Below are 26,932 nucleotides of genomic sequence, written 5' to 3' on the forward strand. Positions count from 1 at the left end.
CGGCGGTACGCACGAGCCGGTCCGCCTCCCCCAGCGGGGGGCGGACCGGCCCGTTCAGACCGCGGGGCCCCGGGGAGCGTCCCCGTCCCGCTCCGGGAGGATCTCCGGCATCCTCTCGGTCAGCACCACGACCGCCACCACGTCACCGGCCGCGCAACGCCCGACCCACACGGGGTAGGTGCCGTCACCGCTCGTCGCGAAGGCCATGAGCTCGCCGCCGGTGGCCGTGTCCCACGTGCGCTGCATGAACATGGAGCCGTCGTCGAGGTCCTCGTACCCGTCGAGGTCCGGCTCCCCCTTGATCAGCCCCCGCTCGTAGAGCGCGACGAGCGGCCCGAAGGCCCCGGCGTCGGCGAAGCAGCCCGTGGCGCCGTCGGTGTCGAAGCCGGCTATCTGCCCCTCGATGAAGAGCCGGAGGTCGTCGTCCGCCCCGAGGGCCATCTCCCAGGACGCGGCGGGGCTCTCGCCGACGAGCACGCGCACGGCCGTGGCGTCCGTGGTCGTCACCTCTTGGTTGCGCCACTCGCAGTGATAGTCGTAGCGGACCCGCGCCTCCTCGATCACGTACTCCCCGGGCGGCACGGGAACGGTGATCGCGGGACCCTCGTCGCAGTTGTCCGGCCCGGACACGGCCAGCAGCCCGCTGGGCACGCGCAGGGTGCCCACCCGGCACGGCTCCACGACGGTCTGCTCGGGGTGGTACCCGTCGGTCACGCGCACCCCGGGCCGGAACAGCTCGCCGATCGGCCCCGGCCGCGCGGGACGCGGCGGACGCCAGCAGGTGGCGGGCACGTCACCGTCACCGCCCTCGGACACCCCGGGCACCCCGGGCACCTCGGCGGCCCGGAAGACCGGCGGTTCCGTGAGCCCGTGGACCTCGGCCGAGAGCAGCGGCCACTCCCCGAAGGCGGGCCGGTCCGTCCAGCGCTCGTCCTCGCGGAGCCGGGGCGTGGTGCTGTACGAGCCCCCTCCCTCCCCCCGGGGCTCCTCCGTCCGCCGCCCCCGCCCGTCGGGGAGGAGGTCGACGGTGATGCGCGGGCACTCCCGGTCGAACTCCGGCATCTCGGGGCCGGTGTAATTCCAGGCGACGGAGTACCGGCGCAGCAGCCGCGCCGGGTCGTCCAGCAGCCGCAGGTCCAGGTCGTGGGTGCGGCGGCCCTGGGTGTCGTACACCCACAGCCCGGCGTAGTGGTCCCGCCAGGAGACGAGCCGGACCTCCAGCGGAGCCTCCCGGCCCGGCTCCCGGTACACCACCACGTACGGGAGCCCGGCGGCATCCCGCTCCCGGGCCTCCCCTGCGGACATCGGCCACCAGGGCGCACGGGCCTCCGGGTCCCACGCCCGCGCGTACCCCACCTCGACCACCATCGCAGCTCCTCGTCCATGCGCCTCGGCTCTCTGCCGAGCTGCAAAGTAGCCGCCGCCGGTGACAACGGCCCTACCGGGCCGGGCGGCGGGCCAGCTCCGCCCAGACGGTCTTGCCGATGATCCGGTCCATCACCCCCCAGTCGGTCGCGAGGGCGTCCACGATGCGCAGCCCGTACCCCGACTCCGCCTGGCACGCCTGCGGCCGCACGGCGGGGCGCCGCTCCCGCCGGGGGTCGGACACCTCCAGGCGCAGGACGCCCTCCAGGAGGGTCATGCGCAGCTCGAAGTCCCGCCCGATGACGCGGCCGTGGGTGACGGCGTTGGAGGCGAGCTCCGCGACGAGGAGCCCGGCGTCGGCGGAGAGCGCCGTCCCTTCGGGGACGCCCCAGTCGTGCAGCGAGACGAGGGCGAGCTGCCGGGCGAGGCGTGCGCCTCGAGGGGTGCAGCTGAAACGCTGAGTGAACATGCGTACGACGGCCTGGGGGTGGCCGGAGAGTGCGGTCATGGGGAGAACGTCCCGTGTGGGCAGGGGAGTTCCAAGCAAGGCGACTACTACTCTTCAGCTGTAGCAGTCCACGCTCTGGACAGAGACAGTCACCGACCGTGAGCATGATGAGTCGGGAGGTGACCGTGATGACAGCTGGCGAGGGCGGCGACGGTGACAACCAGGTGGAACCAGATGCCGATCTACGGAACTTCGGCGAAACGCTCAAGGCGTTCCGCAAGCGCGCCGACCTGACTCAGGAGCAGTTCGCGCCGCTGGTCGGCTACTCGGTGCAGTACGTGGCGTCCGTCGACCAAGGCCGCCGACATCCGTCCACGAAGTTCGTCAACAAGGCGGATGAGGTGCTGGACGCCTTCGGGGTCATCCAGATCGCGGCGAAGCAGTTGGCACGGAGGCGCGGGCTGGCCTCGTGGTTCAGGCGGTGGGCCGAACTGGAGGAGACGGCGGTCGCGCTCAATACGTACGAGTGCAGGGTGGTGCCGGGGCTGCTCCAAACGGAGGCCTACGCGCGAACTCTGATCCAGGACGTGCCGCCCATGCCCACAGCCCAGGAGGCGGAGGACCGGATAGCTCGGCGCCTGGAGCGCCAGAAGCTGCTCACGCGTACCCCGTACACCTCCCTCAGCTTCATCATCGAGCAGACGGTGATCGAGCGGCAGACAGGAGGGCCAGCAGTTACACGGGAGCTGATCGACCGCATACTCGAGTGCGCCCAACTGCCCAATGTCGACGTCCAGCTCATGCCGACGGTCGCCCCGAAACACTCGGGGACCGACGGCCCCTTCCAACTCCTCGAATCTCAGGAGAACGAGTGGTGGGGCTACAGCGAGGGACAGCAAACCGGTCGGGTCATTTCCGACCCGAAAGACATCAGCCTCCTCCACCAGCGGTATGCAAAACTTCGCATCCAGGCTCTCAATCCCACGGACAGTGCGGGCCTGTTGATGCGATTGCGAGGATCCCTGTGAACAGCTCCCAGCTCCGGTGGTTCAAGAGCAGCTACAGCGGTAGCCAGGGCGACAGCTGCGTCGAAGTCGCTCTCTCCTGGCACAAGTCGACGCACAGCAGCGGCGACGGTGACAACTGCGTCGAGGTCGCCGCCTGCGCCGACACCGTCCACGTCCGGGACTCGAAGCTCGCCGCGAGCCCGGAGCTGGCGGTCAGCCCCGCCACCTGGACCGCGTTCCTCGGCGGGGTCACCGCCTAGGGCGGCGGGATCGGTCCCGGCGCCGCCACGCCCGGGGCCGGACGCCAGAAGCGCCCGTCAGGCAGGGCCTGACGGGCGCCGAGGAAGTAGTCGCAGTCGCGCTGGAACCGGACACCCGGCACGGCGTCGCGTACGTGCGCCCAGACGCTCGGCGCCACACGGTACTCGCCGGCCACCATCCAGGGGTCGTCGCCCAGCGCGAAGAGGTGCCTGATCTTCAGGAACTGGTCCCGGGAGAGGGTCACGGACTCGACTATCTCTTCGTCCGTGCCGAATCCGGTCAGATCCCAGACGAGGTTGTACCCGTCGGCGAAGGGATAGTCGCTGCTCACCCGGCTCAAGCTAGGCGGCGCCCACGGGCGGCCGCACCTGCTTTTACCGGTGCTCAGGCGCCGAAGACCGCGTCGAGCAGGGCCTGCTGGACCTTGCCGAAGGCCTCCGCCGTCTTCGCGAGGTCGAGCCGGGCGTCGCCGGTGGTGAGCGAGGCGGTGAGGGTCGTGCGGCCGTCGGGCGAGCTGTACATCAGGGCGCCCCAGCCCCAGAAGCCGCCGTTGTGCGTGTAGATCGTGCCGTGGTCGGTCTCCTGGACGATCAGGCCGAGGCCGTAGGCGAACTTGGTGTGCGGGCTGCGCATCTCGGCGAGCAGCGGGGCGGGCAGGAGCTCGCCGCCCATCAGGGCGGAGAAGAAGGTGTGCAGGTCCCGGGTCGTGGAGATCATGTCGCCGGCGGCGGAGATCCAGGAGGGATTGGCGCGGGTGACGTCAACGGTCTTCCAGTCGCCGCCGTCCTGGTAGGTGTAGTAGCCGTGGGCGTGCGGCTCGGGGATCTCCGGGGAGGCGTCGGGGACGACGGTGCCCGTCAGGCCGAGCGGGGTCAGGATCCGCGCCCGCATCTCCTCGGCGAAGGGGCGGCCGGCGACCTTCTCGACCAGGAGCCGGAGGAGGACGTAGTTGGTGTTGGAGTAGCTCCAGTCCGTTCCGGGCTCGAAGCGGGCGGGCTTCGAGAGGGCGAAGCGGACGAGGTCCTCGGGCCGGTGGGTGTGGAGGAGGTTGTCCACCCATTCCTGGCCCTCCCAGGCGATGCCGGGAGCGGTGGTGCCGTCCTCGTAGTACTCACCGGTGAAGTTGAAGAGGCCGCTGGTGTGCTGGAGCAGCATCCGGACGGTGATCCGCCGGTCCAGCCCGTACCCGGGGAGGTGGTCGTCGGCGGGGGCGTCCAGGGCGATCCGGCCGTCGGCGACCAGCTGGAGGACGAGGACCGCGGTGAAGGTCTTGGTGTTGCTGCCGATCCGGAAGTGGCCGTCGGTCCGCGGCGCGTCGGTCTTGCCGAGCTCGCGTATCCCGGCGGCGCCGGTCCATTCGCCGCGCGGGTCGTTCACGCGGACCTGCACCCCGGCCCAGCTGCCGGACGCGGCGATCTCCTCGATGGCCTTCTGGAGTTCCGGACGTTCGTTCGACGTGACGGACATGGCGGTGTGCTCCTCGGTATGGGTGGCGGCGGGGCGGGGCGGGGGTGTTCAGGCGCTGAGGGCGGTGATGTCGCCGTAGGAGGTGGTGGCCCGGATGGTGAGGGCGGCGCGGACGCCTTCGGTGTTGTTGAGGGCGTTGCTGATGCGGCCGTAGGAGGTGCCGGCGTCGAGGGAGGCGGAGACGCCGCGGGCGGCGCCGACGCTGATGTCACCGTGCTCGGTGCGCAGGGTGACGGTGCCGCCGGTGGCCTCGGCGATGGTCAGGTCGCCCTTCTGGGTGCGGATGTCGGCGGAGCCGCCCAGTCGGCCGATGGCGACGTCACCGGCGGCGAGGGTGAGGTGGACCTCGGCGGTCTCGTCGAGCTTGACGGTGCCGTGCGCGCTCTCCAGCGACACATCACCAAGGCGGCCGACGCCGCGGAACTCGGCGCTGGCCGTCTTCGCCTCGACACTGGACCCGGCCGGGAGCTGGACGGTGACCTCGACGGAGCCGGAGGCACCGAACACCTGGTTCTTCCGCGGCGCGCTGATCCGCAGGACGCCGTCCCGGAACTCGACGGCGGTCTCCTCGGCGGCCTTCACGTCGCGGCCCTTGGAGGCGTCCGCGGGCCGGACCTCGACCGTGGTGTCGGCGCGGTCGGCGGCGATGAAGCGGATGTTCCCGGCCGGGACGTCGAGGACGGTGGCGATCGCGGCGGGGGTCTGGAACTTCTGCATGGTCTTTTTCCTTCGGTTCGGTTCGTTGTTTCCGATGACCTGAACGCTACGGGTCGTTCACCATCCAGGCAACAGATTCGTTGCGTAAGATCATCATCAATGCAGGTCAGAGCCGCAATATCGTTGCATCGCTCCTGAATTCAATGCAACGAAGGCCCCGCCTTCGTTGCAACAGACCAGAACTGAACGCTACGCTGGGGCCGTCAGGAGCAACGGGAACGACGAAGGAGACCGCGATGCCGGGAGGCAGGCTCACCCCGCAGGAACGCCAGCAGATCGCGCTGGGGGTGGCCGACGGCCTCGCCTACGCCGAGATCGCCAGACGTCTCGACCGCCCCACCTCGACCGTCACCCGCGAGGTGATGCGCAACGGCGGCCCCACCGGCTACCGCGCCGACCTCGCCCAGCGCGCCACCGAACACCGCACCCACCGCCGCAAGCAGGCCGTGCCCCGGGACTCGCAAGCCCCCGCACTGCCCCACGGACGCGACCCGGAGGCGGTCCGCGCGTACGAGGAGATGTTCACGACCGTCCTGATGCAGTCGGGCCTGCCCAAGATGACGGCCCGCGTCCTGGTCTCCCTGTACACCGCCGACAGCGGCACCCTCACGGCGTCCGAACTCGTCCAGCGGCTCCAGGTCAGCCCGGGGTCCGTCTCGAAGGCGGTCGCACTGCTGGAGGGACAGGGCCTCATCCGCCGGGAACGCGACGAACGCCGCCGCGAGCGCTACGTCGTCGACGACGACGTCTGGTACGAGTCGATGATGGCCAGCGCCCGCTCCACGGCCCTCCTCGCCGAGACCGCGCGCAAGGGCGTCGGCGTCCTCGGCCGCGACACCCCGGCCGCGACCCGCCTGGAGAACATCGGCCGCTTCGTGGACTTCGTCTCCGAGAGCATCGTCCGCGCGGCGGACCAGGCCCGCGAGGTCCTCCACACGAAGCCCGGCACGACGCCCTGACGGCCGGGCCGACCCTGGGCTGGTGGAGGGAATGACCGGCGGGCGGGCGATGAGTTCCGCCGACAGGGGCAGTCTCCATCGTCGTCAACAGTCGACGGTCGACGGTCGACGGTCGACGGTCGACAACGGAGGAGGAACCGTGGTGCAGCTGCTGAGAGTGCAGAACTTCAACGTCTCGCGGGACGGATTCGGTGCCGGTGAGCACCAGAGCCTCGAACGGCCCTTCGGCGACGCCGACCCGGGGGCCATGTTCGCCTGGGCCGGCGCCACGGCCAGCTGGCCGAACCGCACCGACCCCGGGGGCAGCCGCGGCCTCGACGACTACTTCACCCGCGACTTCTCCCACAACATCGGCGCCGAGATCATGGGCCGCAACAAGTTCGGCCCGCAGCGGGGGCCCTGGGAGAACCACGACTGGCGGGGCTGGTGGGGCGACGAACCGCCCTTCCACACCCCGGTGTTCGTCATGACCCACCACACGCGGCCCTCGTTCACGCTCTCCGACACGACGTTCCACTTCGTGGACGCCGACCCCGCCACCGTCCTCGCACGGGCGAAGGAGGCGGCGCGGGGCAAGGACGTACGGCTGGGCGGTGGGGCCACCACCATCCGCGAGTTCCTCGACGTCGACCTGGTCGACACCCTGCACGTGGCGGTCTCCCCGGTGGAGCTGGGATCCGGTTCACGGCTGTGGAAGTCCCCCGACGAACTGCTCGACCGCTTCCACCTGGAGGTCGTCCCCAGCCCGAGCGGGGTGACGCACCACCTGTTCTGGCGCAGGTGACATTTGCGGTGGACAGGGAGCCGGAGGGGGCCGGATAGTGCCGCCATGGCCTCTCTCGTACGACATGTCACCATCGACTGTTCCGACCCCTACGCCCTGGCGCAGTTCTGGATCGCCGCGCTCGACGGCAAGCTCGGCGACGCCGACTTCCCCGGCGACCCCGAGGTACTGGTCGAAAGCGCCGGTGCGGGGCTGCTGTTCATCCGGGTGCCCGAGGGCAAGACGGTGAAGAACCGCGTGCACCTGGACCTCCAGCCGCAGGACCGCTCACGGGACGAGGAGGTGGAACGGCTGGCGGACCTGGGCGCCACCGTGGTCGGCGACCACCGCAAGCCCGACGGGGCGGGCTGGGTGACCATGGCGGACCCGGAGGGCAACGAGTTCTGCGTGGAACGCAGCGCCGCCGAACGGGGCTGACCGAACGCGGCTAGGGCAGCTGCCACCTGGCCTCGCCGTCCTGCCGCTGGCCGGTGGGCGCGAGGCCGGCCGCGGCGGCGACGGCGGCGGAGGCCCGGTGGCCGGGGTGGACGTGGGCGATGACCGTACCCGCCTCCCGTTCCCGGAGCCACGCCACGAGCCCCCGGGCCGCCTCGGTGGCGATACCGCGCCCCTGCCAGGGGGTTCCCACCACCCAGGAGACCTCGGCGGTGCCGCCCCCGACCGTCGCCTGGACCGTACCGGTCAGGCAGCCCTCCTCACGGAGCCGCACCACCCAGTTGCACCAGGAGACGGCCGGATCCGGCGAACCCTCGGACCAGCGTTCGTAACGCGCCCGCAGCGCCCCGACGGGCTCCGGCGCGCCGCCGATGAAGGTGTGCAGGGCGGGATCGAAGAGCACACGGGCCATCTCGCCGGCGTGCTCGACCCGCAGCGGCAGCAGGTCCAGCCGGGCGGTGCGGAGGGTCTCGGGGATGATCACGGACCGAGTATGCGGGGTCTGGGTGCCGGGCGGGGCGGTGTGCTGGGGACGGGGGTGCTGCTGGGCCGTCTCACAGCCGGTTTGGGGGTTTCCCGTCAGTCCCATCGTCCTTCCGGTTCGTGCCGGCCCGTCAAGGGCGCTCCGTCGTCGCGTCACTGCGTGATCGCCTTCGGCGACCCTTGACCGACCGTCCCGCCCCGGAAAGACAAGGACTGCCGGGAACCCCCCAAAAGAACGGTCACGGGGCAGAAGCCCGAGGGACGGGCGTCTCAGGGACGAGACGAGCGGCCGGGCGTCGGTCCGCCGGGCATCCGGGCCCCAGAGCCCCCCAGCGGTCCACCCCCGCATCAGATCGCTACGCACTCCTCCCGGCTTAGCGTCTGCCAGCCGTCCGGGGCTGATACCCGCACGAAATGACGATCAGAGCCCCATCCGGGACGGGTGGGCGCGGCAGATCGCTACGTGCTCCTCGTTTCTCGGCGGCTGATGGCCGTCTGGGGCTGATACCCGACCACATGACGATCAGAGCCGCGTTCGGGAGCGGTGGGCGCGTCAGGTCGCTACGTGCTCCTCGTTTCTCGGCGGCTGATGGCCGTCTGGGGCTGAGAGGTGTCGGGGCGGGAGCTTGGGGGGTGCTTCGAGGGGGTGAAACGGGCCGTCCGGAGATCTCGCGGGCCTCTCGCAGTCCTATCGGCCGTCTGTCGGAGTCTGAGGGTGCCTTCTTCAACGGCAGACTCCGACAGGGGCCGTTCAGGCCTCCCCCACGCCTACCAAATATGGGCAGAAGGGATGGCGAACCTCACCGACGGACCACATGACCACAAGCGGGCCGCAGACGCCTCCCGGGCGGAAGCGCGTAGCGATCTGACGCGCCCACCCGTGCCGGACGGGCTCTGATCGTCATGTGGTGCGGGCATCAGCCCCGGACGGCCAGCAGACGCTAAGCCGAGAGGAGCGCGTGGCGATCTGGTGCGCGGGGGTGGACCGTTCAGGGTCTCCGGGGCCCGGATGCCCGGCAGGGCGTGGCCCGGTCCCCCGTCTCATCGCTGAGGGACCCGCCCCTCCATTCCTGCCCCGTGGCCGTTCTTTTGGGGGGTTCCCGGCAGTCCTTGTCTTTCCGGGGCGGGACGGGCTGTCAAGGGTCGCCGAAGGCGATCACGCAGTGACGCGACGAAGGAGCGCCCTTGACGGGCCGGCACGAACCGGAAGGACGATGGGACTGACGGGAAACCCCCAAACCAGCCCTGACACCGCCCCGCCGAAACCCCGCCCCCCCGCCCCCTAGGTCCGCGCCGCCCGCGCCGCCCGGGACGCCCGGGACGCCCGGGACGCCTGGGACGCCAGGCCGGTCTCCCGGGCGTCGATGAGTTCGTCCCAGTGCTCCCGCGTCCACTCGCACGCCGCGTCCAGCGGTCCCAGCAGGCCACGGCCGAGCGGGGTGAGGGCGTAGCCGCCGGGCTCCTCCCGTACGACGAAGCCGTCGCGCTCCAGCCCGCGCAGGGACTGCGTCAGGGACTTGGCGGTGATCCCCCGCAGGGGCACCTTGAGCTCCGAGAAGCGGCGTGGACCGCCCTCCAGGCAGCGCAGGATCAGCGCGGCCCACTTGTCGCCGACGCGGATCGGCACCAGCGTCGAGGGGCAGACGGGGTCGAACATCTCGGGGTTCAGGGGCGGCTGCGTCATGATCACCACCGTAGGCCGGTATCCGATCGGTAACCACCCCCGTCCGTACGCTCACCGGCATGACGAACGAGCACCGGCACAGCAACGAGCCCTTCACCCCCGACTCCACCCTCGGCTCCGCCCCCACCCCCACCCCCACCCGCCTTATCGTGTTCGGCGCAGCGGGGCGCGTCGGCCGGGCCGTGGTCGCCGTGGCGCGGGCGCGCGGGGTCGAGGTGACGGCCGTGGGACGGGCCGACGGGGAGGTGACCTCGGCGGCGGACGTGGCGCGGCTCGCCGCGGGGCACGACGCGGCGGTGGTATCGGTGTACGACGCCCAGGCGGCGCCCGGGGACTTCTTCCCGGCCGTGGCGCGGGCGATGGCGGAGGGCCTCGCGCAGGCGGGGGTGCGGCGCCTGGTGTCCGTCGGGCTGGCCTCCGTACTGCCGACGGCGGACGGGACCCCGCTGATGGACACCCCCGGGTACCCGCAGGAGTGGCGGGAGTTCTACGTCGGCCACGGTGCCGGCACCGAGGCGCTGCGGGCCGCCGCGCCGGAGGCCCTGGACTGGGCCGTGCTGTCCCCGGCCGGGGACTTCGACCACGACGGCACCCCGCGGGGCGGCTACGCGTACGCCCCCGCTGAGGCGGACAGCCGGATCACACCGGCGGACTTCGCAGCAGCGGTCCTGGACGAGGCGACGGCCCCGACCCTGCGGGCGGTCCACGCGGGTGTCGCGCGGGCGGCGGCATGAGCCGGGAGTCGCAGACGGGAAGCGCGGCCGCCGGGGTGACCGACAGCCCGAACCCCTGGGTGGCCGAGCACATCCGGCGCTTCGAGGAGACCGCCGGCCGCCCCCGTCCCGGGATCCCGGACCTGCTGCTGACCACACGGGGGCGCCGCTCGGGCCTGCTGCGGCGGACGGCGCTGGTGTACGTGCGCGACGGGGACGCGTACGTCCTGACGGCGTCGAACGCGGGCGGCGACCGCCACCCCGCCTGGTATCTGAACCTGTCGGCCGACCCGGCCGTCACCCTCCAGGTAGGCGCCGACACCTTCCCGGCGTTCGCCCGTCGCGCGAGCCCGGCGGAGGCGGAGCGGCTGTGGCCGTCGGTGGTGGCCGCGATGCCCTCGTACGCGGCCTACCGCGACGCCACGACGCGGGAGATCCCGCTGGTGCTGGTCACCCCCGCCGGCTGAGGGAGCCGCCCGGCTACCCCTTCACCTTCGGCGCGTCCGGAACACCCGCGTCCAGGGCGTCGCCGGCTCCCGCGAGGGAGCTGTTGGTGGACTTCGTCGCGCTGTCGGCGGCGGCGCCGGTCACGGCGATGGCGGTCTTGGCGTCCGTCACGGCCTGGCCGGGGTGGTCGACGATGTCGACGACGCGCTTGAGGGGCGGCTGTCCTCCGAGGGTGGCCCCGTCGGCCCCGTCGGCGGCGTGCGCGGTGAGGGGGGTGAGTGCGAGTGCGGCCCCGCCGGTGAGGGCCAGGACGGAAAGGGTGCGCTTCATTGCCTTCATGCCCCGCCCAACGACACCCGGCACCCCGGGTCACCGCCGGCCCCGCCCGTTCCGCGCATCGGATGACCCGGCCCCGGGTACGCCGTCGGCCCCGGATCGGGGGATCGATCCGGGGCCGACGGCGATGACACAGCGGGGAAGGAGAGCCGGAGGTCAGTCCGGCACCACCAGGGCCGGCGTGGACTTCGTCAGCACCTCGCCGCGGAAGAAGGCCGGGCTGCGGCGCCCGGTGATGAGCATGATGACCAGGCCGAGGGCCAGCAGGCCGACGCCGATGACGAAGACGCTGCCGACACCGAGCACGTCGGACCCGGAGCCGTACGCGGGGTCCCACGCGTCCACCAGGGTCTTGCAGAAGACCGCGGCGAGGAGCAGGCCGCCCAGGACCGGGAAGACGCCCTTGAAGAACAGGTCCCGCGCGGAGCGGCGCAGGTCGCCGCGGAAGTACCAGGCGCAGGCGAAGGCGGTCAGGGAGTAGTAGAAGCAGATCATCAGGCCGAGCGCGAAGATCGTGTCGGTGAGGACGTTCTCGCTGACCAGGGTCATCACCGTGTAGAAGGCGCCGGTCGCGATGCCCGCCATGACGGTGGCGCGGCCCGGGGTCTTGAACTTCGGGTGGACCTTGGCGTACGAGGGCGGCAGGGCTTCGTACGCGGACATGGCCAGGACGGTGCGCGCCACCGGGATGAAGGTGGTCTGCAGCGAGGCGGCGGCGGAGGCGAGCACCGCGACGAAGAGCAGGATGCCGAGCGCGGGGCCCATGACCGGGCCGGCGAGGGCGGCGAAGACGTTGCCGGAGGTCTCCTCGTTGGCGAGGCCGAGTCCCTCGGCGCCGGAGCCGACGGCCATCTGGGCGGCGATGCCGGTGGCCAGGTAGGAGCCGACCAGGACGACCATCGCGATGAGGGAGGCGCGGCCGGGGGTCCTGGCGGAGCCGGTGGTCTCCTCGTTGGTGGCCAGGCAGGCGTCCCAGCCCCAGTACATGAAGATCGAGAGGGAGAGTCCGGCGGTGAAGGCCGCCATGGACTCGACCGCGAAGGGGTTCATCCACTGCCAGGAGAAGTCCAGGCCGGTGTCGAAGGTGCCGGCGGAGGCCTTCTGGAGGGCCATCGCCACGAAGATCACCAGTACGGCGAGCTGGAGGCCGACCAGGGCGTACTGGACGCCCTTGGTGGCGGTCATGCCGCGGTAGCTGATGGCGGTCGCGACGGCGATCAGCGTCAGGCAGGTGGCGATGTGGACGAGCTTGTTGTCGTCCAGGGCGGCGATCGACGGGTTCCCGGTGATCTCGCCGGCCAGCAGCCAGAAGTAGGAGGTGGCGACGCCCGCGAGGTTGGAGAGCACGATGATCGTGGCGATCACCAGGCCCCATCCGCACATCCAGCCGATCCGGGGGCCGAAGGCCTTGACGGTCCAGGTGAACGAGGTGCCGCAGTCCGGCATGGCCTTGTTGAGTTCGCGGTAGGCGAAGGCCACCAGGAGCATGGGGAGGAAGCCGGCCAGGAAGACCGCCGGCATCTGGACGCCGACCTCGCCGGCGGTGGAGCCGAGGGTGGAGGTCAGGCAGTAGACGGGGGCGACGGTGGAGATGCCGATGACGGCGCTTCCCACCAGGCCGACGGAGCCCTTGCCGAGGCCCTTGCCGCGAACTCCGGCGCCGCCCTCGGCGACGCCGCTTACCGTGTCTCCGACCTGAGGCCGCGTGTCGAGCTGTGTCATGGGTCAGGACGTTAGATGCTGCGGTTTCCTCATCCGGAAGACTTAAGTCCGGTAATCCACAGGCCTAAATCCCTTGGATTGACAAGATCGATCCCGTTCACGAACTCGCAATACAAGGCTCCCTCGCACGCCCATCCGCGATTCAAGAGGCACCGAGACGCGACTTTCAGAATGCGGAAACCGCAGGAGTACCCGTAATGTCCGTTTCAAAACTTTCCCGTGCCAATTTTCGGCCCCTCCGGAACACCCCGCAGACCCCCGAACGACTGCGTGCGGTGAAATCCGTTGGACGGCCCGTGACCACGGCTGGCAGGCTGTCGGCATGACCTACGGAATCGAGTCCCACCCCGCCCGTTGAGCGCCCGCGACGAGCGGACGCCGCTCCCTCCCGGACCCTCCCTGTACGACTACGCCCTGTTCCGCCAGGGCATCGAACCCGACGGCGGCTTCCCCCGCCGCGGCTACGCCCTCCCCGTCCCGGCCCACGGCCCCGACGGCCCGCCGCCCTCACCCTCCTCCCGCCCCCGGCTCCGCTGGAACCAGGCCCGGGAGGAAGTCACCGCCGTCCTCGCCGCGCCGCTCGCCGACCCGGACCCGGTGCGGGCCGCCGAAGCCGTCCACCTCGCGGTCGCCCGGCTCCGGCTGCCGGACCGCACCGTCCGCGCGGTCGTCACCCGGCTGCCGCTGACCGACGAGACGGCCGCCCGGCACACCGCCCGGCGGCTGACCCGCACCGGAACCAGCCCGGCCGCCGTCGGCGTCGGCCTGGCACTGCTGATCCGCCTCGGAGAACCCGAGGACGTGCCCTGCCTCAAGGCCCTCGGACTGCTGGCCGGTCTGCGGTCACCGGCCGCGGCCGCACTCGACCCCCTCGACCGGCAGGCGGCCGCCCTGCTGTCACTGGCCGGCCGCAGCCGCGACGAGGGGTTCACCCCGTTCATCCAGGCGGTCGCGGCCCACGAAGCCCGCCGCGACGGGGGCGCACCCGCCGGACCGGCCGGGCCCGGCGGCACATCCGTACGGGACGAGCTCGTCGCCCTCGCCACCTGCCCGGAGCGGCACGCGGCGGTCCGCTGGCAGGCCCGGCGGATCGCCGAGGCCGCCCGGCTCGACGAGCTCCTGCGCGCCCGCCCCGACGACACCGGGCTGGTCACGGCCGCCGGGCGGCTGCTGCACGCCATGGCCGGCCAGCGCGACGCCCGGGCCGAGGTCCTCGACTACGGCCCGGCGGTGGAGGCGTACCGCGCGGTGATCGCCCGGGCGGACCGGCCCGCCCCGGACCTCGGCCACCAGGCCCTCCTGCTGTCCCTCGCCCTCGACCTGCACAGCGGCCCGGGCGCACTGCTCGACTGGCCGGCCGGGGAACGGGAAGCACAGCTCGCCCTCCTCGAACGGCACCTGCGGGCGGCCGCCCCGCCCTCCGGGGAGGAGGACCCCCGCCGCGCCGACTGGCTCCGCCGCAACCGCCTGCGCCCGTTCCGCGCCCCCGCGTCCCCCTCACCCCTCCGCATAGAGGTGGTGGTGGAGGACCCCGCCGAATCCCCCGCCGTCGAGACGCGGATCCTCGTCGACGGCCGGCCCCTCGTACCGGCCCTCTTCGGCAAGGGCCCGGCCCACCCGCCCGAGTACCTGCTCGACAGCGGCGCCCTGTGCGCCGGGCCCGAGCCGCGCGAGGTGCGGCTCGCCGAGGCGGACTGCACCGAGGGGTGCTGCGGCGCCCTGTACGTGACGGTCCGCCGCGACGGCGACGAGGTCGTCTGGGACGGCTGGCGCGGGGCGGCCGGACCGCCCCCGCCCGAGCTGCGCTTCGACGCCGCCGCCTACGAAGCGGAGGTCCGGCGGGCCCGGGCGGACCACTCCTGGTCCTGGCCGGCCCGCTGCACCGCCCGGCGGATCACGGCGGCCCTGCGGGAACGGCCCGAGCTGACGGCCCGCTGGGGCATCCGGTGGATGCGGGCCGCCACCGGATGGCGCGACCCGGACACCGTGGAGGTGACCTTCCTCCACAGGCCCGCCCCGGCCGCCCCGGCCCCACCGGGAGAGGGAGAGGGGAACGGCCCCGGCCTGTTCTTCGAATGGCGGCTGCCCGACGACGGCCGCCCGGCCACGGCCCGGGCCGAAGCGGCGGTGCGGCGGCTGGAGAGCACGGACCCCACGACGTACGCCCGGCTGACGGGCGGGGACCGGGAGCTGGCCGAGTCCCTCGGCTACACCTGGCCGCGGCGCGAGTAGCCCTCACGCATCCGGCGCCGGCGTCCGGGCACTTGGACCGCTCCGGACGTCGCCGCCCACGTCTTCCCGCGCACCGGGCGTCGGCCAACCGCTGTGTCCGCACACCGCAGTTGGGCCAAGACGGCTGGTCGGGCCGCAGGTCACCGGACTGTAGCCTGCGAACGTCGCCGCTGCGACCCTTCCCTTGCCGCATCCGATCCATGGGGGTCACCATGTCCACGCCGCCGTCCTACCAGCAGCCCTACGGGCAGCCCCAGCAGCCGGCGCCCGGGGGCCCGAACCGGCCGCGGCAGGGGAACGTGTTCCAGCTGCTCCTCACCATGGTCATCTTCCTGGCGATAGTCGGTGGTGTCGGCTACTGGGTGTACGACTACAACACCAACCCCAACGGCGGCCAGGCGAAGAAGGAGGCCGAGGCCGCCGCCCGGCACAAGGAGGACAAGACTCACGAGCCGCAGGTAGGTGACTGCGTCAAGGTGCAGGACCCGAAGGGCAATCCGGTTCCGACGATCGTCGACTGCGGTTCGCCGGAGGCCGAGTACAAGACCGGCGAGATCCTGCCCGGCCAGGGCATGAAGTGCGGGCCGAAGTTCGACTACGGCATCCAGCACACGGAGTCCCGCGGGTTCGACTACACCATGTGCTTCACCAAGCTCTGACCCACCGGCCCGGGTTCACCGGCGCGGCCGGCCCCCGGAGCCGCGGGGGCCCGGGGACCGGCCGGCTCAGGCCGTCCAGACCAGCGACTGCACCTCGCTGTACGCGTGCAGCGCGTACGAGCCCACGTCCCGCCCGACCCCCGACCGTTTGAACCCGCCGAACGGGGCCTCCATGTTGCGGCCGACCGTGTTGACCCCGACCCCGCCGGAACGAAGCCGGCGCGCCACCCGGAAGGCGCGGGCGACGTCCGCGGACCACACGTAGCTCAGCAGACCGAAGTCGCTGTCGTTCGCCAGCCGGACCGCCTCCTCATCGTCCCCGTCGAACGGGACGACCACCACGACCGGCCCGAAGATCTCCTCCCGCACCACCCGCATGTCGCTGGTGCAGTCGACCAGCAGCGTCGGCGCAACGTAGAAGCCGCGGCCGTCGCCGACCACCGGGCGTTCCCCGCCGTACGCGATCCGCGCGCCCTCCTTGCGGCCCAGTTCCACGTACGACTCCACGCGGTCGCGGTGCGCCGCCGAGATCACCGGGCCGACGACCGTGTCCCGCTCGCCGGGGGCACCGACCTTCATGAACGCCAGGTAGCCGCGCAGCTTCTCCACCAGCGGCTCGTACACCGAGCGGTGGACGATCACCCGGGTGGGCGCGGTACAGATCTGGCCGCTGTAGAAGGAGAAGGTGGTGCCGATCCCCCGCACCGCCGCGTCGAGGTCGGCGTCCTGGAGGACGATCGCCGCGCCCTTGCCGCCCAGCTCCATCAGCTGCCGCTTCATGGACCGCCCGCAGACCTCGGCGATGCGCTGTCCGACGGCCGTGGAGCCGGTGAAGGACACCATGTCCACGTACGGGGAGTCCACCGCCGCCTCGCCGACCTCCACCGAGGTCCCCGAGACCACGTTCACCACCCCCGCCGGGGCCCCCGCCTCGTGCAGCGCCTCGGCCATCCTGAAAACCGACAGCGGGTCCTGCGGCGCCGGCTTGACCACCACCGTGTTGCCCATGGCCAGGGCCGGGGCGACCTTGCCCGCCGCGTTCGCCCACGGGTTGTTGTACGAGGTGATGCAGGTGACCACCCCGACCGGCTGGCGCACCTCCAGCGCGCCCAGCACGCTCGCCGCGCCCATCGGTCCCGCCTCGGTGACCTGGGGCGGCAGTCCCCTCTCCACCGGTTCCAGGGCGCCCTTGGCGTAGCGCCGGAAGCGGGACACCCCGACGCCGACCTGCATCCCGCGTGCGATGCCCGTCGGGGCGCCCGTCTCCGCCCGCGCCAGGGCCGCCCACGGTTCGAACTCGCGCCGCATGACGTCCGCCGCGCGGTCGAGGACCGCCGCGCGCTCCTCGGGGGGCGTACGGGACCACGTGCCGAAGGCCCCGGCGGCGGCGCGGGCCGCCTCCTCGACCTGGGCGCGCGAGGCCTCGGGGGCCAGGCCCACCACGGACTCGTCGGCCGGGTCGACCACCTCGTAGTGGCCGCCGTCGGGCTCGACCCACTCGCCGCCGATGTAGAGGCGCGTCATCGGGTGCTCACCGTCCTCGTGTCGCGGCCGGACCGGAGCACGGTCCCGGGGACCGCGCCCGTCACCCGGTCGTCGCGGATGGTCTCCACGCCGTTGACGCGTACGGAGACCACGCCGACGGCCCGCGCGTCCAGCCGCGGGCTGTCCCCGGGCAGGTCGTGGACGAGGGTCGCCGGGCCCGCGTCGATCCGCTCGGGGTCGAAGAGGACCAGGTCCGCGTGGAAGCCCTCGGCGATCCGGCCGCGTCCGCGCAGCCCGAACAGCCGGGCCGGGTCGTCGGTGAGCATCCGTACCGCCTGCTCCAGCGGCACCAGCCTGCGGCCGCGCAGGCAGTCGCCGAGGAAGCGGGTCGTGTACGGGGCCCCGCACATGCGGTCCAGGTGCGCGCCGGCGTCCGAGCCGCCGAGCATGACGTCCTCGTGCTGCCAGGTCTCGGCGCGCAGGGCCCAGCTGGCGGGGTCGTTGTCGGTGGGCATGGGCCACAGGACGGTGCGCAGGTCGTCGTTGGCGCAGATCTCGACGAGGCACTGGAAGGGGTCCTGTCCGCGCTCGGCGGCGATGTCGCCGACGACCCGTCCGGACAGGCCCGCGTTCTCCTTGCTGTACGTGTCACCGATGACGTAGCGGCCGAAGTCGGCCAGGCGCCGGAAGACGCCCGCCTCCTTGCTGTCGGCGCGGCGCAGCATCGCGGCGCGGACGGCGGGGTCGCGCAGCTCCGTGATCCGCTCGGGGACGGGCCGTGCGAGGACCTCTCCCCAGCCGGGGATGAGGTTGAGGGCGCAGAACGTGCCGAGGGACATGTTCATGGGGGTGAGGATCGGCATGGTCAGCGCGACGATCCTGCCGCCGGACCTGCGGGCGCGCTCGCTGGGGACCAGCTGGCGCGGTACGCGTTCGGGGACGGCGGCGTCGATGGTGAGGACGTTCCAGTTGAGGGGCCGCCCGGCGGCGGCGCTCATGGCGACGAAGAGGTCGATCTCTTCGTCGGAGAACTGGTCGAGGCAGCCGGCGACGATGGCCTCGAGCTGGGTGCCCTCGTGTTCGCCGACGGCGCGGGAGAGTGCGAGGAGCTCCGCGGGTTCCGCGTGCCGGGAGGCCACGGGGGCGCCGGCGCCGTCGGAGTGGGTGGAGGACTGGGTGGTGGACAGCCCCCAGGCGCCGGCGGCCATGGCCTCGTGGAGGAGGTCGGTCATCTGCCGCAGCTGCTCGGGGGTGGGCTGTCCGCCGACGGCGTCCTCGCCCATGACGTGGCGGCGCAGGGCGCAGTGGCCGACCATGAAGCCGACGTTGACGGCGATGCGGCCTTCGAGGGCGTCGAGGTATTCGCCGAAGGTGGACCAGGTCCAGTCGACGCCCTCCTCGAGGGCCGCGAGGGCCATGCCCTCGACCTTGCTCATCATGCGGCGGGTGTAGTCGGCGTCCTCGGGGCGGGCGGGGTTGAGGGGGGCGAGGGTGAAACCGCAGTTGCCGCCGGCGACGGTGGTGACGCCGTGGTTCATGGAGGGGGTGGCGTAGGGGTCCCAGAAGAGCTGGGCGTCGTAGTGGGTGTGCGGGTCGATGAAGCCGGGCGTGAGGACGAGGCCGGTGGCGTCCTCGGTGGTACGGGCCTGCGCCGCGGTGCCGGGTGCCGCGATGAGGGCGATCCGGCCGCCCTGGATGCCGACGTCCGCGGTGTACGCGGGGGCGCCGGTGCCGTCGACGACGGTCGCTCCGCGGATGAGGTGGTCGAGCATGACGGTTCCCCTCCTGGTGTGACGTGCTCCCTGTCCCGCCGGGCGGGTCCGTCAGGAAATCGGGGGGGCGGACTCGCGGAAGCGGGTCGTGCGGTGGACGGGGTCGGTGTCGATGTGCGGGATGACGTGTTCGCCGATCAGCTTGATCGTCGTCATCGTGTCCTCGTACGAGACCCCCGTCGGCAGTCCGAAGGACAGCTGGTCCGCGCCCGCCCGCTCCCAGCGCTCGCACTGGGCCCGCACCTCCGACGGGTCGCCGCAGATCAGCAGCTCCTCCGCGATGAGCAGCTCGATGATCTCCGCGTTGTACGCCGGCAGGGTCTCGGGCCACTGCGGGATCGCTTCCGGCCGCGGGAAGGTGTCGTGGTAGCGGAAGACCAGCGACTGGAAGCGGTTCATGTTCGCGTTGACCGCGATCTCCACCGCCTTGTCGTGCGTTTCGGCGCAGATCGCGGTCGAGGTGACCATCACGTTGTCGTTCACGAAGGCCCCGATCGCCTTCGCCTCCTGGATCGCCGTCTTGTACTGCTCCAGGACCCACTCCATGTCGGAGACCTTCTGGACGCTGAAGCCCAGCACCCCGAGGCCCTTCTTCGCCGCCATCGCGTACGAGGAGGGGGAGCCGGCGGCGTACCACATGGCCGGGTGGGCCTTGCCGTACGGCTTGGGGAGTATCTTGCGCGGCGGCAGTGACCAGTGCTTGCCCTGGAAGCCCTCGTACTCCTCCTGGAGGAACATCTTGGGGAACTCCGCGATGGTCTCCTCCCAGATCTCCTTGGTGTGGTTCATGTCCGTGATGCCGGGCAGGAAGCCGAGGATCTCGTGGCTGCCCGCGCCGCGGCCGGTGCCGAACTCGAAGCGGCCCTTGGAGAGGTGGTCGAGCATGGTGACCTTCTCGGCCACCTTCACCGGGTGGTTGACCGGGGCGAGCGGGTTGAAGATGCCGGAGCCGAGGTGGATGCGTTCGGTGGCGGCGGCGAGGTAGCCGAGGAAGACCTCGTTGGCGGAGAGGTGGGAGTACTCCTCCAGGAAGTGGTGTTCCGAGGCCCAGGCGTACTTGAAGCCGGACTTGTCGGCCTGGATGACGTACTGGGTCTCCTCGAGCAGCGCCTTGTGCTCCGCCTCGGGGTCGACCTTGGACCGCGCCTCAGGCACGTATCCCTGCACGAAGAGCCCGAATTCCAAGGGGGTCACCGTCCTTAGGTTTCTGACGTCTCGTCAGATTTGATGGTCCGACTGTTCCACCGCCGGGGCGCGACCGTCAAGAGAGCCGTAACCTTCGATCTGACATGCCGTCAGACCACCTCAGAGGACGCTCACCCCGGCCGTCCAGCCGCCGTCCACCACGAACGGCTGGCCAGTGATGTAGGAGGAGTCCTCGCCGGTCAGGAAGAGGGCCAGCTTCGCGATCTCCTCCGGCCGCCCCACCCGGCCCAGCGGGACCACCCGCTCGTACAGCCCGGCCATCGCCTCCCTGGCCTCGTCCGTCGTCCCGGCCGGGTCCAGCAGCCCCGGGTTCGCCATCGGGGTGTCCACCGCGCCCGGGCACATGGCGTTGACCCGGATGTTCTTCGCGGCCAGCTCCAGCGCGGCCACCCGCGTCAGACCGAGGACCGCGGCCTTGGTCGCCGCGTACGCGCCCACGTACGCCATGCCCGTCAGGCCGGTGTAGGAGGAGGTGTTGACGATGGTCCCGCCGCCGGCCGCCGCGATCTCCGGGGCGAGCGCCCTGATGCCGAGGAAGGCCCCGATCTGGTTGACCTCGACCACCTGGCGGAACTCCTCCAGCGGGGTCGAGGTCAGCTCGTTGAACCGCAGGATGCCCGCGTTGTTCACCAGCCCGTCCACCCGGCCGAAGGCGTCCTTCGCCACGGCCACGGCGGCCGCCCAGTCCTCCTCCCGGCTCACGTCCAGCCGTACGTACCGCACCCGGTCGCCGCCCGCCTCCGCGGCGATCTCCTCGGCGACGGCGGCACCCCGCTCGTCCAGCACGTCGCCCAGCAGCACCCGCGCGCCCTCGGCGGCGAAGAGACGGGCCTCCTGCTCCCCCTGGCCGCGCGCCGCACCGGTGATGACGACGACGCGCCCGTCCAGCTTGCCCATGGGTCCCCCTGGTCGCTAGTCGTTGAGGAGCGGGGCCACCTGGGCCCCGAAAGCGGCGATCTGGTCCACGAGTTCGGCGCGGTCACGGCTGCGGAAGCGGACCTGGACCTGGTCCGCGCCCAGCGCCCGGTACTCCCGGAGGGACTCCGCGAGCGCCTCCGCCTTGCCGGTCAGGGTCCGGCGGCCGGTGTCCCAGCCCGGCTCGCCCACGTACAGCGGCTCGGTGATCGCGCCGACCTCGAAGGGCCCCTCGGCCCCGGCCGCCTCCCGCAGCTCGCGGATCCGGGCGACCTGCCCCGGGATCCGCTCGCGCGGGTCCCCCTGCGGGAGCCAGCCGTCGCCGCGCACGGCGGCCCGCCGGACGGCGGCGGGCGAGGAGCCGCCGACCCAGACGGGGATCCGCGCCTGTGCGGGCCGGGGCAGCTGCCCGAGGTCGCGGAAGGAGAACCGCTCCCCCTCGAACTCCGGGTACTCCTCGGGGCCCAGCGCCGCGCGCAGGGCGTCCAGGCTCTCGTCGAGGAGCGCCCCCCGGCGCTCGAAGCCGACGCCGAGCACCTCGAACTCCTCCTGCACGTGCCCGGCCCCCACCCCGAGGACCAGCCGGCCCCCGGAGAGGTGGTCGAGGGTGGCGTACTGCTTGGCGGTGACCAGGGGGTGGCGCAGGCCGACGATCGCGACGTGGCTCAGCAGCCGCACCCGCCGGGTGATCCCCGCGAGGAAGGCGAGGGTGGCCACCGGGTCGTACCAGACGGTGCCCATGGGGCCGGCGAGGCGACGCGGAACGGCCACGTGGTCGCAGGTGGCCACGTACCCGAAGCCCGCCCGGTCGGCGGCGCGGGCCACCTCGGCGAGGTCGGCCGCGCCGGCCGAGGCCTCCCAGGGCTCGGCGTAGAGGGTGCTCTGCGACTGGACCGGGAGCTGCATCCCGTACGCCAGCCGGCCTTCCGGAAACACGCGTGCCATGCCGGGCCCGCCTCGCCTTCGTGTGCCGCCGATTCGTCGTGCGGTGCCGGGCCATCGTCGTAGCTGACGGCCCGTCAGGCAAGGGGTGTGCGGCTTCGGGCGCGGGCGGGCTCAGAACCCGGCGGGACCCATGGCGATGACCGGCTTCGCCGCCGGGTCCAGGGTCCGCAGCAGCTGCCTCATCGCCTCCCTGGGGAGGCCGACGCAGCCCTGGGAGGGGCCGTCGTGGTCCACGTGGAGCCAGATGTTGCCGCCCTTGTCCTCACCCTCCGGCATGCCCGGGTCGAGCGGGGAGACCCCCTTGCGGCGGTTGTAGTCGATGGCCACGACGTAGTCGAAGGAACCGTCCAGGGACTCGCCGTTCACGCCCCGGCCCGAGGGGACGAAACCCTGGTCCTGGTCGTACGGGAGTTTCGTGCCGGGCGGGGCCGGCAGCAGCCCGCCCGCGTCGGTCAGGGAGAACACGCCCTGCGGGGAGGTCAGGTCCCCGTACTGGCGCTCGGTCGACCAGCCCTTGGCGCCGTTGCGGGCCGGCCAGTGCCCGGCGGCGGTCCAGTCGGCGCCCGCGGCGGTCCGCTGGAAGAAGGTGACGGTGGAGTCCGAGGAGTCCTTCGCCCTGCCGGTGACCAGCACCAGCTGGCGGGCGATCGCCGGGATCCGGGCACGGGTCGCCGCACTGAGGGAGGCCGGGAGGCCGTGGAGCGCGTCCGCGCGGGGCGTGCCGCGGGTGGCGTGGGCGGGGGCGCCCTGCGCGGGGGCGGCCTGCGGGCGGGCGTCCGAACGGGCCGCCGGGACGGGCGCGCCGGGCTGCTCGTGCAGGGCGTGCACCCAGCCGGCGGCGAAGGTCAGCAGGCCGAGGACGGCCACGGCGATCAGGGCCTTCGGCGGACGGGCGGCCGAAGCGGAACGTCGGCGTTCGGCCGCGCGGGGGCCCGTACGGGACGGCGTGCGGCCACCGGTCCGGAAGCGGGAGCCGGCTCGGGCGTGCTTGCTCATCCACCCGAAGGTACATCAGGTGATCATCGTTCCCCGCGAACGGCGGTGCGCCGCGCACCGTGCGGCGCCGGAAAACGGACGCCGCCGCCCGGCCCGCCGTCGGGCCCGGGACGCCGCCGGGCTCCGTCAGCGGGCCGGTGCCGGACACCGTCGGCGCGGCGCCGGCCCGGCCCGGGCCCGGGGTCGGCTCCGGGAGCGGAAGCGGAAGCGTCGCGGGGGCCGGTGGAGCGGCGGGCCGCGCCCGGCACTCCGGCACGCCCGCACTCCTCCGACCCCTCCCGCCCCGGTACCGCCCGACTTACCCTGATCTGATGAGAACTCCGCGCCAGGCAGCCCGCATTGTCGTCCTCTCCCCCAGCGGATCGGTGTTCCTGTTCCGCGAGAACAACATCGAAGTCGGCATCCACTGGCTGCCCCCGGGCGGCGGGATGGACCCGGGAGAGACCCCGGAGGAATGCGTGCGGCGCGAGCTGCGCGAGGAGACCGGGTGGACCGACCTGGAGCCGCAGCGGCTGCTGTGCACCTGGGAGCACGACTTCACCCACCAGGGCGTCCGGGTCCGCCAGCACGAGCACATCTACGTCACCACGGGCCCCCGCCGCGAGCCGGTGCTCGAAGCCCCCGGCATCCACTGGCAGTGGCTCTCCCCCGAACGCCTCGCCGGCCTCGGCGAACCGCTCTGGCCCCCGCGCCTGCCCGAGCTCCTCGCCCGCACCCCCGCCGAGCCGGTGCACCTGGGGCTGCTCGCCTGAACCGCACCGAGATGCGGGGCGGCCACGGGCGGCGCAGGATGGACGAGGACGCTCGAGCGGCGGCGGCCGATGCCGCCGAGGGGGCCGGCCAGGCCGTGCGTACGAACGTCCTCCTTCAGACCGCACTGCTGCGGTACGCGCGCGCCCCCCGACGGGCCGGCCGCACGCGTCCGAGTGCGAGGAAAGGGGAGCATCCATGAGGAAATCCCTGGCGGCGGCACTTGCCACTGTCACTTCCGCGACGGCCGTCCTGCTGGCCGGCCCGGCCACGCCCGCCGGTGCCGTATCCGCGTACTGCAACGAAACGCCGCCGAACAACTCGATCCTGTTCTACAAGGCGAGCACCGGCGAAGCCGGTACCGGCACCCTCTCCGGAGGCCGCTGGCAGGCCGTGTCGACGCTGCGCCTCGCGGCCGGGTACACGCACGCCGCCGCGAGCCGCGACTCGCTGGTGCTCTACAACAAGGACACCGGCGCCGGGGAAACCGGCACCTTCAAGGACGGGCGGTACAGCCGCACCGAGTCCTACGACAACTTCTCCACGGGCTGGACCTTCGTCGAGGCCTCCGGCGACTCCGTGATCTTCTACAAGAGCGACGGCAACGGCGTCACAGGCACCCTCAAGAACGGCCTGTACCGAGAGGGCCGCGTCTACGACAACTTCAGCTCCAACTGGGGCACCATGGCCGCCTCCTGCGACACGCTGGTCGCGGCGGCCCGGCACGGGGGGACCGAATTCCCCTGGAGCAACGTCGGTTACGGGACGCTCTCGGGCGGCGTCTACACGGACAAGGGCAGCATCCCGAGGGACGACTTCCTCGGGGAGCTGACCGCGACGAAGGACTCGGTGCTGTCCTGGGCGCGGGCCGGCGGCCAGCTGGAGTTCCGGGTGTCCAAGGCCACCGACGGCGGCGGCATCTCCTTCCGCAAGATCGGCACCTCCGGCATCTGGGACAAGGTGGGCCGGACCTCCGACAGCCTGTTCTTCTACAAGAACGACGGCACGGCCTGGACCTCGACCCTCTCGAACGGCAACTACGCCAACGTGGGCCCGCTCGCCCAGGTCTCCTCGGGCTGGACCCTCATCGAAGGCGGTGTCTGAGCGGACGACGGCCGGCCCGGCGGTTCGTCTGCGGATGTGCGGATGTCCGACGGCCCGGTCGGCCCGGTGACCCACCGGGCCGACCGGGTCAGCGCTGGGCGGTGGCCCGCGCGTAGAGCCTGGCCGCGTAGTCGCCGAGGACCGTGCTCGTGGAGACGTCGTCCGTGTCCCCGCCCGTCAGGATGCCGATGATCTTCCCGTCGCGGCCGATCCAGGCGCTGCCGCTGGTGCCGCCGGGGAAATCGGCGCAGTCGAAGCGCTGCTCCCGCTCGCCGGTGCGGACGGCGACCGCCGTGCAGGTACGCGGAACCTTGCGGTCGGCGGGGTAGCCCGTCACCGTGACCTCCTCGCCCGCGCGGCCGGAGGTGTCCAGCGGCGCGCCGCCGGTGACGTCCTCGATGGCGCGGCCCTTGTCGTCGGGGGCGAGGCGGGCGAAGGCGAGGTCGTAGTCGTCGTCGGTGCCCTCGGCCCAGCGCTCGTCCTCGTAGACCTCCTCGAGCTTCCACACGCCGTAGGGGGCCGTTCCGTTCACGTACCCGGGAGCGAAGACGGCTCCGGCGCCACCGGTCTGCTTGCCCTCCAGCAGGCAGTGGCCGGCGGTGACGATCAGGTTCTTGCCGGGGCTGCGCACCACGGTCGCGGTGCAGAAGTGCTCACCGTCGAGGCCCCCGGTGAAGAGGGCGCCGGTGAACGCGGCGGTCCCGCCGGGGCGGGGGTTCGCGGCGGCGGGCGACGTGGCGGCCGGCGGCGGCGTGGCGAGCTGCGGCTTGGACACCTGCGGCCGTGACGGCCCGGTCGGTGACGCCGAGGGCAGGGCCGACTTGGCCCGCACGGGAGCGGCCCCCTCAGGAGGCGGAGCCAACTCGGCCACCGCCGCGGAGGCACCCAGCGCCGCCAACGCACACAGCACCGCCGTCACCACGGACCGCTTGTCCACCGCCATGATCCCTCCCGCTTCGCCCGTGGCGAGCATGCCTTGGGGGCGCACCGAAGGGCAAGGCCGGAGGGCCGGGCGGACCGGGGTTGGCGGGAACCAGCCTGGCCGAATCCCGACGGAGGCGGGCGCTGCCCCCGGCGTTCGTCGCGGCGCGGGCAGACCGGATGAGGGGCGGGACACGGGGACGGAGCCCTGGTGGGGCCGGGTCGGGGAGGGTTTGGGGGTTTCCCGTCAGTCCCATCGTCCTTCCGGTGCGTGCCGGTCCCTCAAGGGCGCTCACTTCGTTCGCGTCGCTACGCGATGTCGCTTCGCTCCACCCTTGACCGACCGTCCCGCCCCGGAAAGACAAGGACTGCCGGGAACCCCCCAAAGAAACGGGACGGTCCAGAGGAGAAGGGACGGGTCCGTCACAGACCAGTCGAGGGACCGGACCCCGCCCCACCGGGCATCCGGGCCCCTCTCCACCTCACCCGGAGCCAGGGGGCGCGACAGATCGCTACGCGCTCCTCCCGGCTCAGCGACAGCAGGCCTCGGGGGCTGATCCCCGCACCAGACGGTGACGAGAAGCCCGCCAGGAGCCGACAGGCGCATCAGAGCGCTACGCGCTCCTCTCGGCATGGCGTCCACCGAGCGCCCGGGGCTGATACCCGCACGACATGGTGATCAGAGCGGTGCAGGACGCGGTCAGGCGCGACGGGCCGGTATGTGTTCCTCATGTATCGGCGGCCGTCCGGAGCGGACAATGGGCGCATGAGTCGGGAGCACGTGGATCTGAATGGTGTCCTGGGCATCGGCGAAGACCGTGACGGGCTGCCGTTCTACGTACGGATCACCACGGGCGAGCTCACCTATGACCGTGGCGAGGAAGCCTTCGACTTCATCCAGGTTGTCCTCTTCCAGACGGCGGCACCGGGACGTCCGTCGGATGCGAACGACATGTTCGAGACCGACGGACTCGACGAGCTGGCCGCTGAGCTCCGCAACGGAGTCCTCGACTGGTACGGCGAGCGCCTCGACTTCCGCCCCGCCACCTCCGAGGAGCGCGACGCGATCCACGCCGCCACCGGATGGAAGTGATGGGTCCCGGTCGTCCCCTGATGCGC

28 protein-coding genes are annotated in these 26,932 nt (G+C 72.3%); 12 read left to right on the top strand and 16 right to left on the bottom strand.

Features of this window, described 5'->3' with window-relative positions:
* Positions 1-54 precede the first annotated feature (54 nt).
* Complete coding sequence (locus tag ACZ4WZ_RS13800; RefSeq protein ID WP_467889349.1) at positions 55-1,368, bottom strand: DUF4241 domain-containing protein; 1,314 nt, start codon at positions 1,366-1,368, stop codon at positions 55-57.
* Positions 1,369-1,438: 70 nt separating this feature from the next.
* Entirely contained in the window at positions 1,439-1,873 is a 435-nt protein-coding gene (locus tag ACZ4WZ_RS13805) for an ATP-binding protein (RefSeq protein WP_467889352.1), read from the bottom strand.
* Between the two features lie 104 nt (positions 1,874-1,977).
* On the opposite strand from ACZ4WZ_RS13805, the gene ACZ4WZ_RS13810 reads away from it, so the two are divergent.
* Both ACZ4WZ_RS13810 and ACZ4WZ_RS13815 read left to right on the top strand, forming a co-directional pair.
* Positions 1,978-2,841, top strand: coding sequence for a helix-turn-helix domain-containing protein (locus ACZ4WZ_RS13810; RefSeq protein ID WP_467889592.1), 864 nt, complete (start codon positions 1,978-1,980; stop codon positions 2,839-2,841).
* A complete protein-coding gene (locus tag ACZ4WZ_RS13815; protein ID WP_467889354.1) occupies positions 2,838-3,080 on the top strand; it encodes a DUF397 domain-containing protein in 243 nt (80 codons plus the stop codon). The genes ACZ4WZ_RS13810 and ACZ4WZ_RS13815 overlap by 4 nt, the downstream gene beginning before the upstream one ends.
* Here the strand turns inward: ACZ4WZ_RS13815 and ACZ4WZ_RS13820 are convergent.
* From ACZ4WZ_RS13820 to ACZ4WZ_RS13830, 3 genes are read right to left on the bottom strand one after another with little or no spacing between them, the layout of a single operon-like run.
* On the bottom strand, positions 3,077-3,412 hold the full coding sequence (locus tag ACZ4WZ_RS13820; RefSeq protein WP_467889355.1) for a hypothetical protein: 336 nt from the start codon (positions 3,410-3,412) through the stop codon (positions 3,077-3,079). The genes ACZ4WZ_RS13815 and ACZ4WZ_RS13820 overlap by 4 nt on opposite strands.
* Positions 3,413-3,465: 53 nt before the next feature.
* Positions 3,466-4,548, bottom strand: coding sequence for a serine hydrolase domain-containing protein (locus ACZ4WZ_RS13825; RefSeq protein ID WP_467889357.1), 1,083 nt, complete (start codon positions 4,546-4,548; stop codon positions 3,466-3,468).
* A gap of 48 nt (positions 4,549-4,596) precedes the next feature.
* Positions 4,597-5,265: a DUF4097 family beta strand repeat-containing protein gene (locus tag ACZ4WZ_RS13830; protein WP_467889359.1), complete on the bottom strand. Its 669-nt coding sequence runs from the start codon at positions 5,263-5,265 to the stop codon at positions 4,597-4,599.
* Between the two features lie 236 nt (positions 5,266-5,501).
* Here ACZ4WZ_RS13830 and ACZ4WZ_RS13835 point away from each other — a divergent pair, with 236 nt between their 5' ends.
* From ACZ4WZ_RS13835 to ACZ4WZ_RS13845, 3 genes are all read left to right on the top strand, one after another.
* Entirely contained in the window at positions 5,502-6,224 is a 723-nt protein-coding gene (locus ACZ4WZ_RS13835) for a MarR family transcriptional regulator (RefSeq protein WP_467889360.1), read from the top strand.
* A gap of 139 nt (positions 6,225-6,363) precedes the next feature.
* Entirely contained in the window at positions 6,364-7,008 is a 645-nt protein-coding gene (locus ACZ4WZ_RS13840) for a dihydrofolate reductase family protein (RefSeq protein ID WP_467889363.1), read from the top strand.
* Positions 7,009-7,053: 45 nt separating this feature from the next.
* Positions 7,054-7,425, top strand: a complete 372-nt coding sequence (locus ACZ4WZ_RS13845; RefSeq protein WP_467889366.1) for a VOC family protein — start codon at positions 7,054-7,056, stop codon at positions 7,423-7,425.
* A 10-nt stretch (positions 7,426-7,435) separates the two neighbouring features.
* Here ACZ4WZ_RS13845 and ACZ4WZ_RS13850 read toward each other — a convergent pair whose 3' ends face one another.
* Together ACZ4WZ_RS13850 and ACZ4WZ_RS13855 are read right to left on the bottom strand one after the other, a co-directional pair.
* Positions 7,436-7,927 (bottom strand): GNAT family N-acetyltransferase, encoded by a 492-nt coding sequence (locus ACZ4WZ_RS13850; RefSeq protein ID WP_467889369.1) that lies wholly within the window; start codon positions 7,925-7,927, stop codon positions 7,436-7,438.
* Between the two features lie 1,281 nt (positions 7,928-9,208).
* Positions 9,209-9,610, bottom strand: a complete 402-nt coding sequence (locus ACZ4WZ_RS13855) for a winged helix-turn-helix transcriptional regulator (protein ID WP_467889372.1) — start codon at positions 9,608-9,610, stop codon at positions 9,209-9,211.
* Between the two features lie 59 nt (positions 9,611-9,669).
* Here ACZ4WZ_RS13855 and ACZ4WZ_RS13860 point away from each other — a divergent pair, with 59 nt between their 5' ends.
* Together ACZ4WZ_RS13860 and ACZ4WZ_RS13865 are read left to right on the top strand one after the other, a co-directional pair.
* Positions 9,670-10,344, top strand: coding sequence for an NAD(P)-dependent oxidoreductase (locus tag ACZ4WZ_RS13860; RefSeq protein ID WP_467889375.1), 675 nt, complete (start codon positions 9,670-9,672; stop codon positions 10,342-10,344).
* Entirely contained in the window at positions 10,341-10,790 is a 450-nt protein-coding gene (locus ACZ4WZ_RS13865; protein ID WP_467889377.1) for a nitroreductase/quinone reductase family protein, read from the top strand. The genes ACZ4WZ_RS13860 and ACZ4WZ_RS13865 overlap by 4 nt, the downstream gene beginning before the upstream one ends.
* A 13-nt stretch (positions 10,791-10,803) precedes the next feature.
* Here the strand turns inward: ACZ4WZ_RS13865 and ACZ4WZ_RS13870 are convergent, their stop codons facing one another.
* Both ACZ4WZ_RS13870 and ACZ4WZ_RS13875 read right to left on the bottom strand, forming a co-directional pair.
* Positions 10,804-11,100, bottom strand: a complete 297-nt coding sequence (locus tag ACZ4WZ_RS13870) for a hypothetical protein (protein ID WP_467889379.1) — start codon at positions 11,098-11,100, stop codon at positions 10,804-10,806.
* 162 nt (positions 11,101-11,262) lie between these two features.
* Entirely contained in the window at positions 11,263-12,828 is a 1,566-nt protein-coding gene (locus ACZ4WZ_RS13875; protein ID WP_467889381.1) for an APC family permease, read from the bottom strand.
* 354 nt (positions 12,829-13,182) lie between these two features.
* Between ACZ4WZ_RS13875 and ACZ4WZ_RS13880 the strand changes: the two genes are divergently transcribed.
* The gene (locus tag ACZ4WZ_RS13880; RefSeq protein ID WP_467889383.1) at positions 13,183-15,060 is read left to right on the top strand and encodes a hypothetical protein; all 1,878 of its coding nucleotides are present in this window, start codon (positions 13,183-13,185) and stop codon (positions 15,058-15,060) included.
* A 212-nt stretch (positions 15,061-15,272) separates the two neighbouring features.
* On the top strand, positions 15,273-15,719 hold the full coding sequence (locus tag ACZ4WZ_RS13885) for an LppU/SCO3897 family protein (RefSeq protein ID WP_467889386.1): 447 nt from the start codon (positions 15,273-15,275) through the stop codon (positions 15,717-15,719).
* Between the two features lie 66 nt (positions 15,720-15,785).
* Here ACZ4WZ_RS13885 and ACZ4WZ_RS13890 read toward each other — a convergent pair whose 3' ends face one another.
* From ACZ4WZ_RS13890 to ACZ4WZ_RS13915, 6 genes are all read right to left on the bottom strand, one after another.
* Positions 15,786-17,243, bottom strand: a complete 1,458-nt coding sequence (locus ACZ4WZ_RS13890) for an aldehyde dehydrogenase family protein (RefSeq protein ID WP_467889389.1) — start codon at positions 17,241-17,243, stop codon at positions 15,786-15,788.
* Positions 17,240-18,976: an N-acyl-D-amino-acid deacylase family protein gene (locus ACZ4WZ_RS13895; protein ID WP_467889392.1), complete on the bottom strand. Its 1,737-nt coding sequence runs from the start codon at positions 18,974-18,976 to the stop codon at positions 17,240-17,242. Before ACZ4WZ_RS13895 ends, ACZ4WZ_RS13890 begins: the two co-directional genes overlap by 4 nt.
* Positions 18,977-19,027: 51 nt before the next feature.
* A complete protein-coding gene (locus ACZ4WZ_RS13900; protein ID WP_467889594.1) occupies positions 19,028-20,161 on the bottom strand; it encodes an LLM class flavin-dependent oxidoreductase in 1,134 nt (377 codons plus the stop codon).
* 120 nt (positions 20,162-20,281) lie between these two features.
* Complete coding sequence (locus ACZ4WZ_RS13905; RefSeq protein ID WP_467889394.1) at positions 20,282-21,079, bottom strand: SDR family NAD(P)-dependent oxidoreductase; 798 nt, start codon at positions 21,077-21,079, stop codon at positions 20,282-20,284.
* A 15-nt stretch (positions 21,080-21,094) separates the two neighbouring features.
* Positions 21,095-22,042 carry an LLM class F420-dependent oxidoreductase gene (locus ACZ4WZ_RS13910; protein ID WP_467889397.1) on the bottom strand — a complete coding sequence of 316 codons (948 nt, stop codon included), beginning with the start codon at positions 22,040-22,042 and terminating at the stop codon, positions 21,095-21,097.
* Positions 22,043-22,153: 111 nt separating this feature from the next.
* Positions 22,154-23,038 (bottom strand): L,D-transpeptidase family protein, encoded by an 885-nt coding sequence (locus ACZ4WZ_RS13915; protein ID WP_467889398.1) that lies wholly within the window; start codon positions 23,036-23,038, stop codon positions 22,154-22,156.
* 311 nt (positions 23,039-23,349) lie between these two features.
* On the opposite strand from ACZ4WZ_RS13915, the gene ACZ4WZ_RS13920 reads away from it, so the two are divergent.
* Together ACZ4WZ_RS13920 and ACZ4WZ_RS13925 are read left to right on the top strand one after the other, a co-directional pair.
* Complete coding sequence (locus tag ACZ4WZ_RS13920) at positions 23,350-23,790, top strand: NUDIX hydrolase (RefSeq protein ID WP_467889401.1); 441 nt, start codon at positions 23,350-23,352, stop codon at positions 23,788-23,790.
* A gap of 196 nt (positions 23,791-23,986) precedes the next feature.
* The gene (locus tag ACZ4WZ_RS13925; RefSeq protein ID WP_467889404.1) at positions 23,987-24,892 is read left to right on the top strand and encodes a hypothetical protein; all 906 of its coding nucleotides are present in this window, start codon (positions 23,987-23,989) and stop codon (positions 24,890-24,892) included.
* Positions 24,893-24,980: 88 nt separating this feature from the next.
* Here the strand turns inward: ACZ4WZ_RS13925 and ACZ4WZ_RS13930 are convergent, their stop codons facing one another.
* Positions 24,981-25,835 (bottom strand): trypsin-like serine peptidase, encoded by an 855-nt coding sequence (locus ACZ4WZ_RS13930; RefSeq protein WP_467889407.1) that lies wholly within the window; start codon positions 25,833-25,835, stop codon positions 24,981-24,983.
* A gap of 744 nt (positions 25,836-26,579) precedes the next feature.
* Between ACZ4WZ_RS13930 and ACZ4WZ_RS13935 the strand changes: the two genes are divergently transcribed.
* A complete protein-coding gene (locus tag ACZ4WZ_RS13935; RefSeq protein ID WP_467889409.1) occupies positions 26,580-26,906 on the top strand; it encodes a hypothetical protein in 327 nt (108 codons plus the stop codon).
* Positions 26,907-26,932: the final 26 nt, after the last annotated feature.

It is taken from the genome of Streptomyces sp. NPDC029122 (assembly GCF_055569445.1).

What these genes read in the sequence shown, in the direction of transcription:
- ACZ4WZ_RS13920 (WP_467889401.1), top strand. Translation starts at nt 23,350, where the DNA reads ATGAGAACTCCGCGCCAGGCAGCCCGCATTGTCGTCCTCTCCCCCAGC.
- ACZ4WZ_RS13830 (WP_467889359.1), bottom strand. Translation starts at nt 5,265, where the DNA reads ATGCAGAAGTTCCAGACCCCCGCCGCGATCGCCACCGTCCTCGACGTC.
- ACZ4WZ_RS13810 (WP_467889592.1), top strand. Translation starts at nt 1,978, where the DNA reads ATGATGAGTCGGGAGGTGACCGTGATGACAGCTGGCGAGGGCGGCGAC.
- ACZ4WZ_RS13825 (WP_467889357.1), bottom strand. Translation starts at nt 4,548, where the DNA reads ATGTCCGTCACGTCGAACGAACGTCCGGAACTCCAGAAGGCCATCGAG.
- ACZ4WZ_RS13910 (WP_467889397.1), bottom strand. Translation starts at nt 22,042, where the DNA reads ATGGCACGCGTGTTTCCGGAAGGCCGGCTGGCGTACGGGATGCAGCTC.
- ACZ4WZ_RS13860 (WP_467889375.1), top strand. Translation starts at nt 9,670, where the DNA reads ATGACGAACGAGCACCGGCACAGCAACGAGCCCTTCACCCCCGACTCC.
- ACZ4WZ_RS13890 (WP_467889389.1), bottom strand. Translation starts at nt 17,243, where the DNA reads ATGACGCGCCTCTACATCGGCGGCGAGTGGGTCGAGCCCGACGGCGGC.
- ACZ4WZ_RS13905 (WP_467889394.1), bottom strand. Translation starts at nt 21,079, where the DNA reads ATGGGCAAGCTGGACGGGCGCGTCGTCGTCATCACCGGTGCGGCGCGC.
- ACZ4WZ_RS13800 (WP_467889349.1), bottom strand. Translation starts at nt 1,368, where the DNA reads ATGGTGGTCGAGGTGGGGTACGCGCGGGCGTGGGACCCGGAGGCCCGT.
- ACZ4WZ_RS13855 (WP_467889372.1), bottom strand. Translation starts at nt 9,610, where the DNA reads ATGACGCAGCCGCCCCTGAACCCCGAGATGTTCGACCCCGTCTGCCCC.
- ACZ4WZ_RS13915 (WP_467889398.1), bottom strand. Translation starts at nt 23,038, where the DNA reads ATGAGCAAGCACGCCCGAGCCGGCTCCCGCTTCCGGACCGGTGGCCGC.
- ACZ4WZ_RS13845 (WP_467889366.1), top strand. Translation starts at nt 7,054, where the DNA reads ATGGCCTCTCTCGTACGACATGTCACCATCGACTGTTCCGACCCCTAC.
- ACZ4WZ_RS13935 (WP_467889409.1), top strand. Translation starts at nt 26,580, where the DNA reads ATGAGTCGGGAGCACGTGGATCTGAATGGTGTCCTGGGCATCGGCGAA.
- ACZ4WZ_RS13835 (WP_467889360.1), top strand. Translation starts at nt 5,502, where the DNA reads ATGCCGGGAGGCAGGCTCACCCCGCAGGAACGCCAGCAGATCGCGCTG.
- ACZ4WZ_RS13895 (WP_467889392.1), bottom strand. Translation starts at nt 18,976, where the DNA reads ATGCTCGACCACCTCATCCGCGGAGCGACCGTCGTCGACGGCACCGGC.
- ACZ4WZ_RS13805 (WP_467889352.1), bottom strand. Translation starts at nt 1,873, where the DNA reads ATGACCGCACTCTCCGGCCACCCCCAGGCCGTCGTACGCATGTTCACT.
- ACZ4WZ_RS13870 (WP_467889379.1), bottom strand. Translation starts at nt 11,100, where the DNA reads ATGAAGCGCACCCTTTCCGTCCTGGCCCTCACCGGCGGGGCCGCACTC.
- ACZ4WZ_RS13885 (WP_467889386.1), top strand. Translation starts at nt 15,273, where the DNA reads ATGTCCACGCCGCCGTCCTACCAGCAGCCCTACGGGCAGCCCCAGCAG.
- ACZ4WZ_RS13865 (WP_467889377.1), top strand. Translation starts at nt 10,341, where the DNA reads ATGAGCCGGGAGTCGCAGACGGGAAGCGCGGCCGCCGGGGTGACCGAC.
- ACZ4WZ_RS13925 (WP_467889404.1), top strand. Translation starts at nt 23,987, where the DNA reads ATGAGGAAATCCCTGGCGGCGGCACTTGCCACTGTCACTTCCGCGACG.
- ACZ4WZ_RS13875 (WP_467889381.1), bottom strand. Translation starts at nt 12,828, where the DNA reads ATGACACAGCTCGACACGCGGCCTCAGGTCGGAGACACGGTAAGCGGC.
- ACZ4WZ_RS13930 (WP_467889407.1), bottom strand. Translation starts at nt 25,835, where the DNA reads ATGGCGGTGGACAAGCGGTCCGTGGTGACGGCGGTGCTGTGTGCGTTG.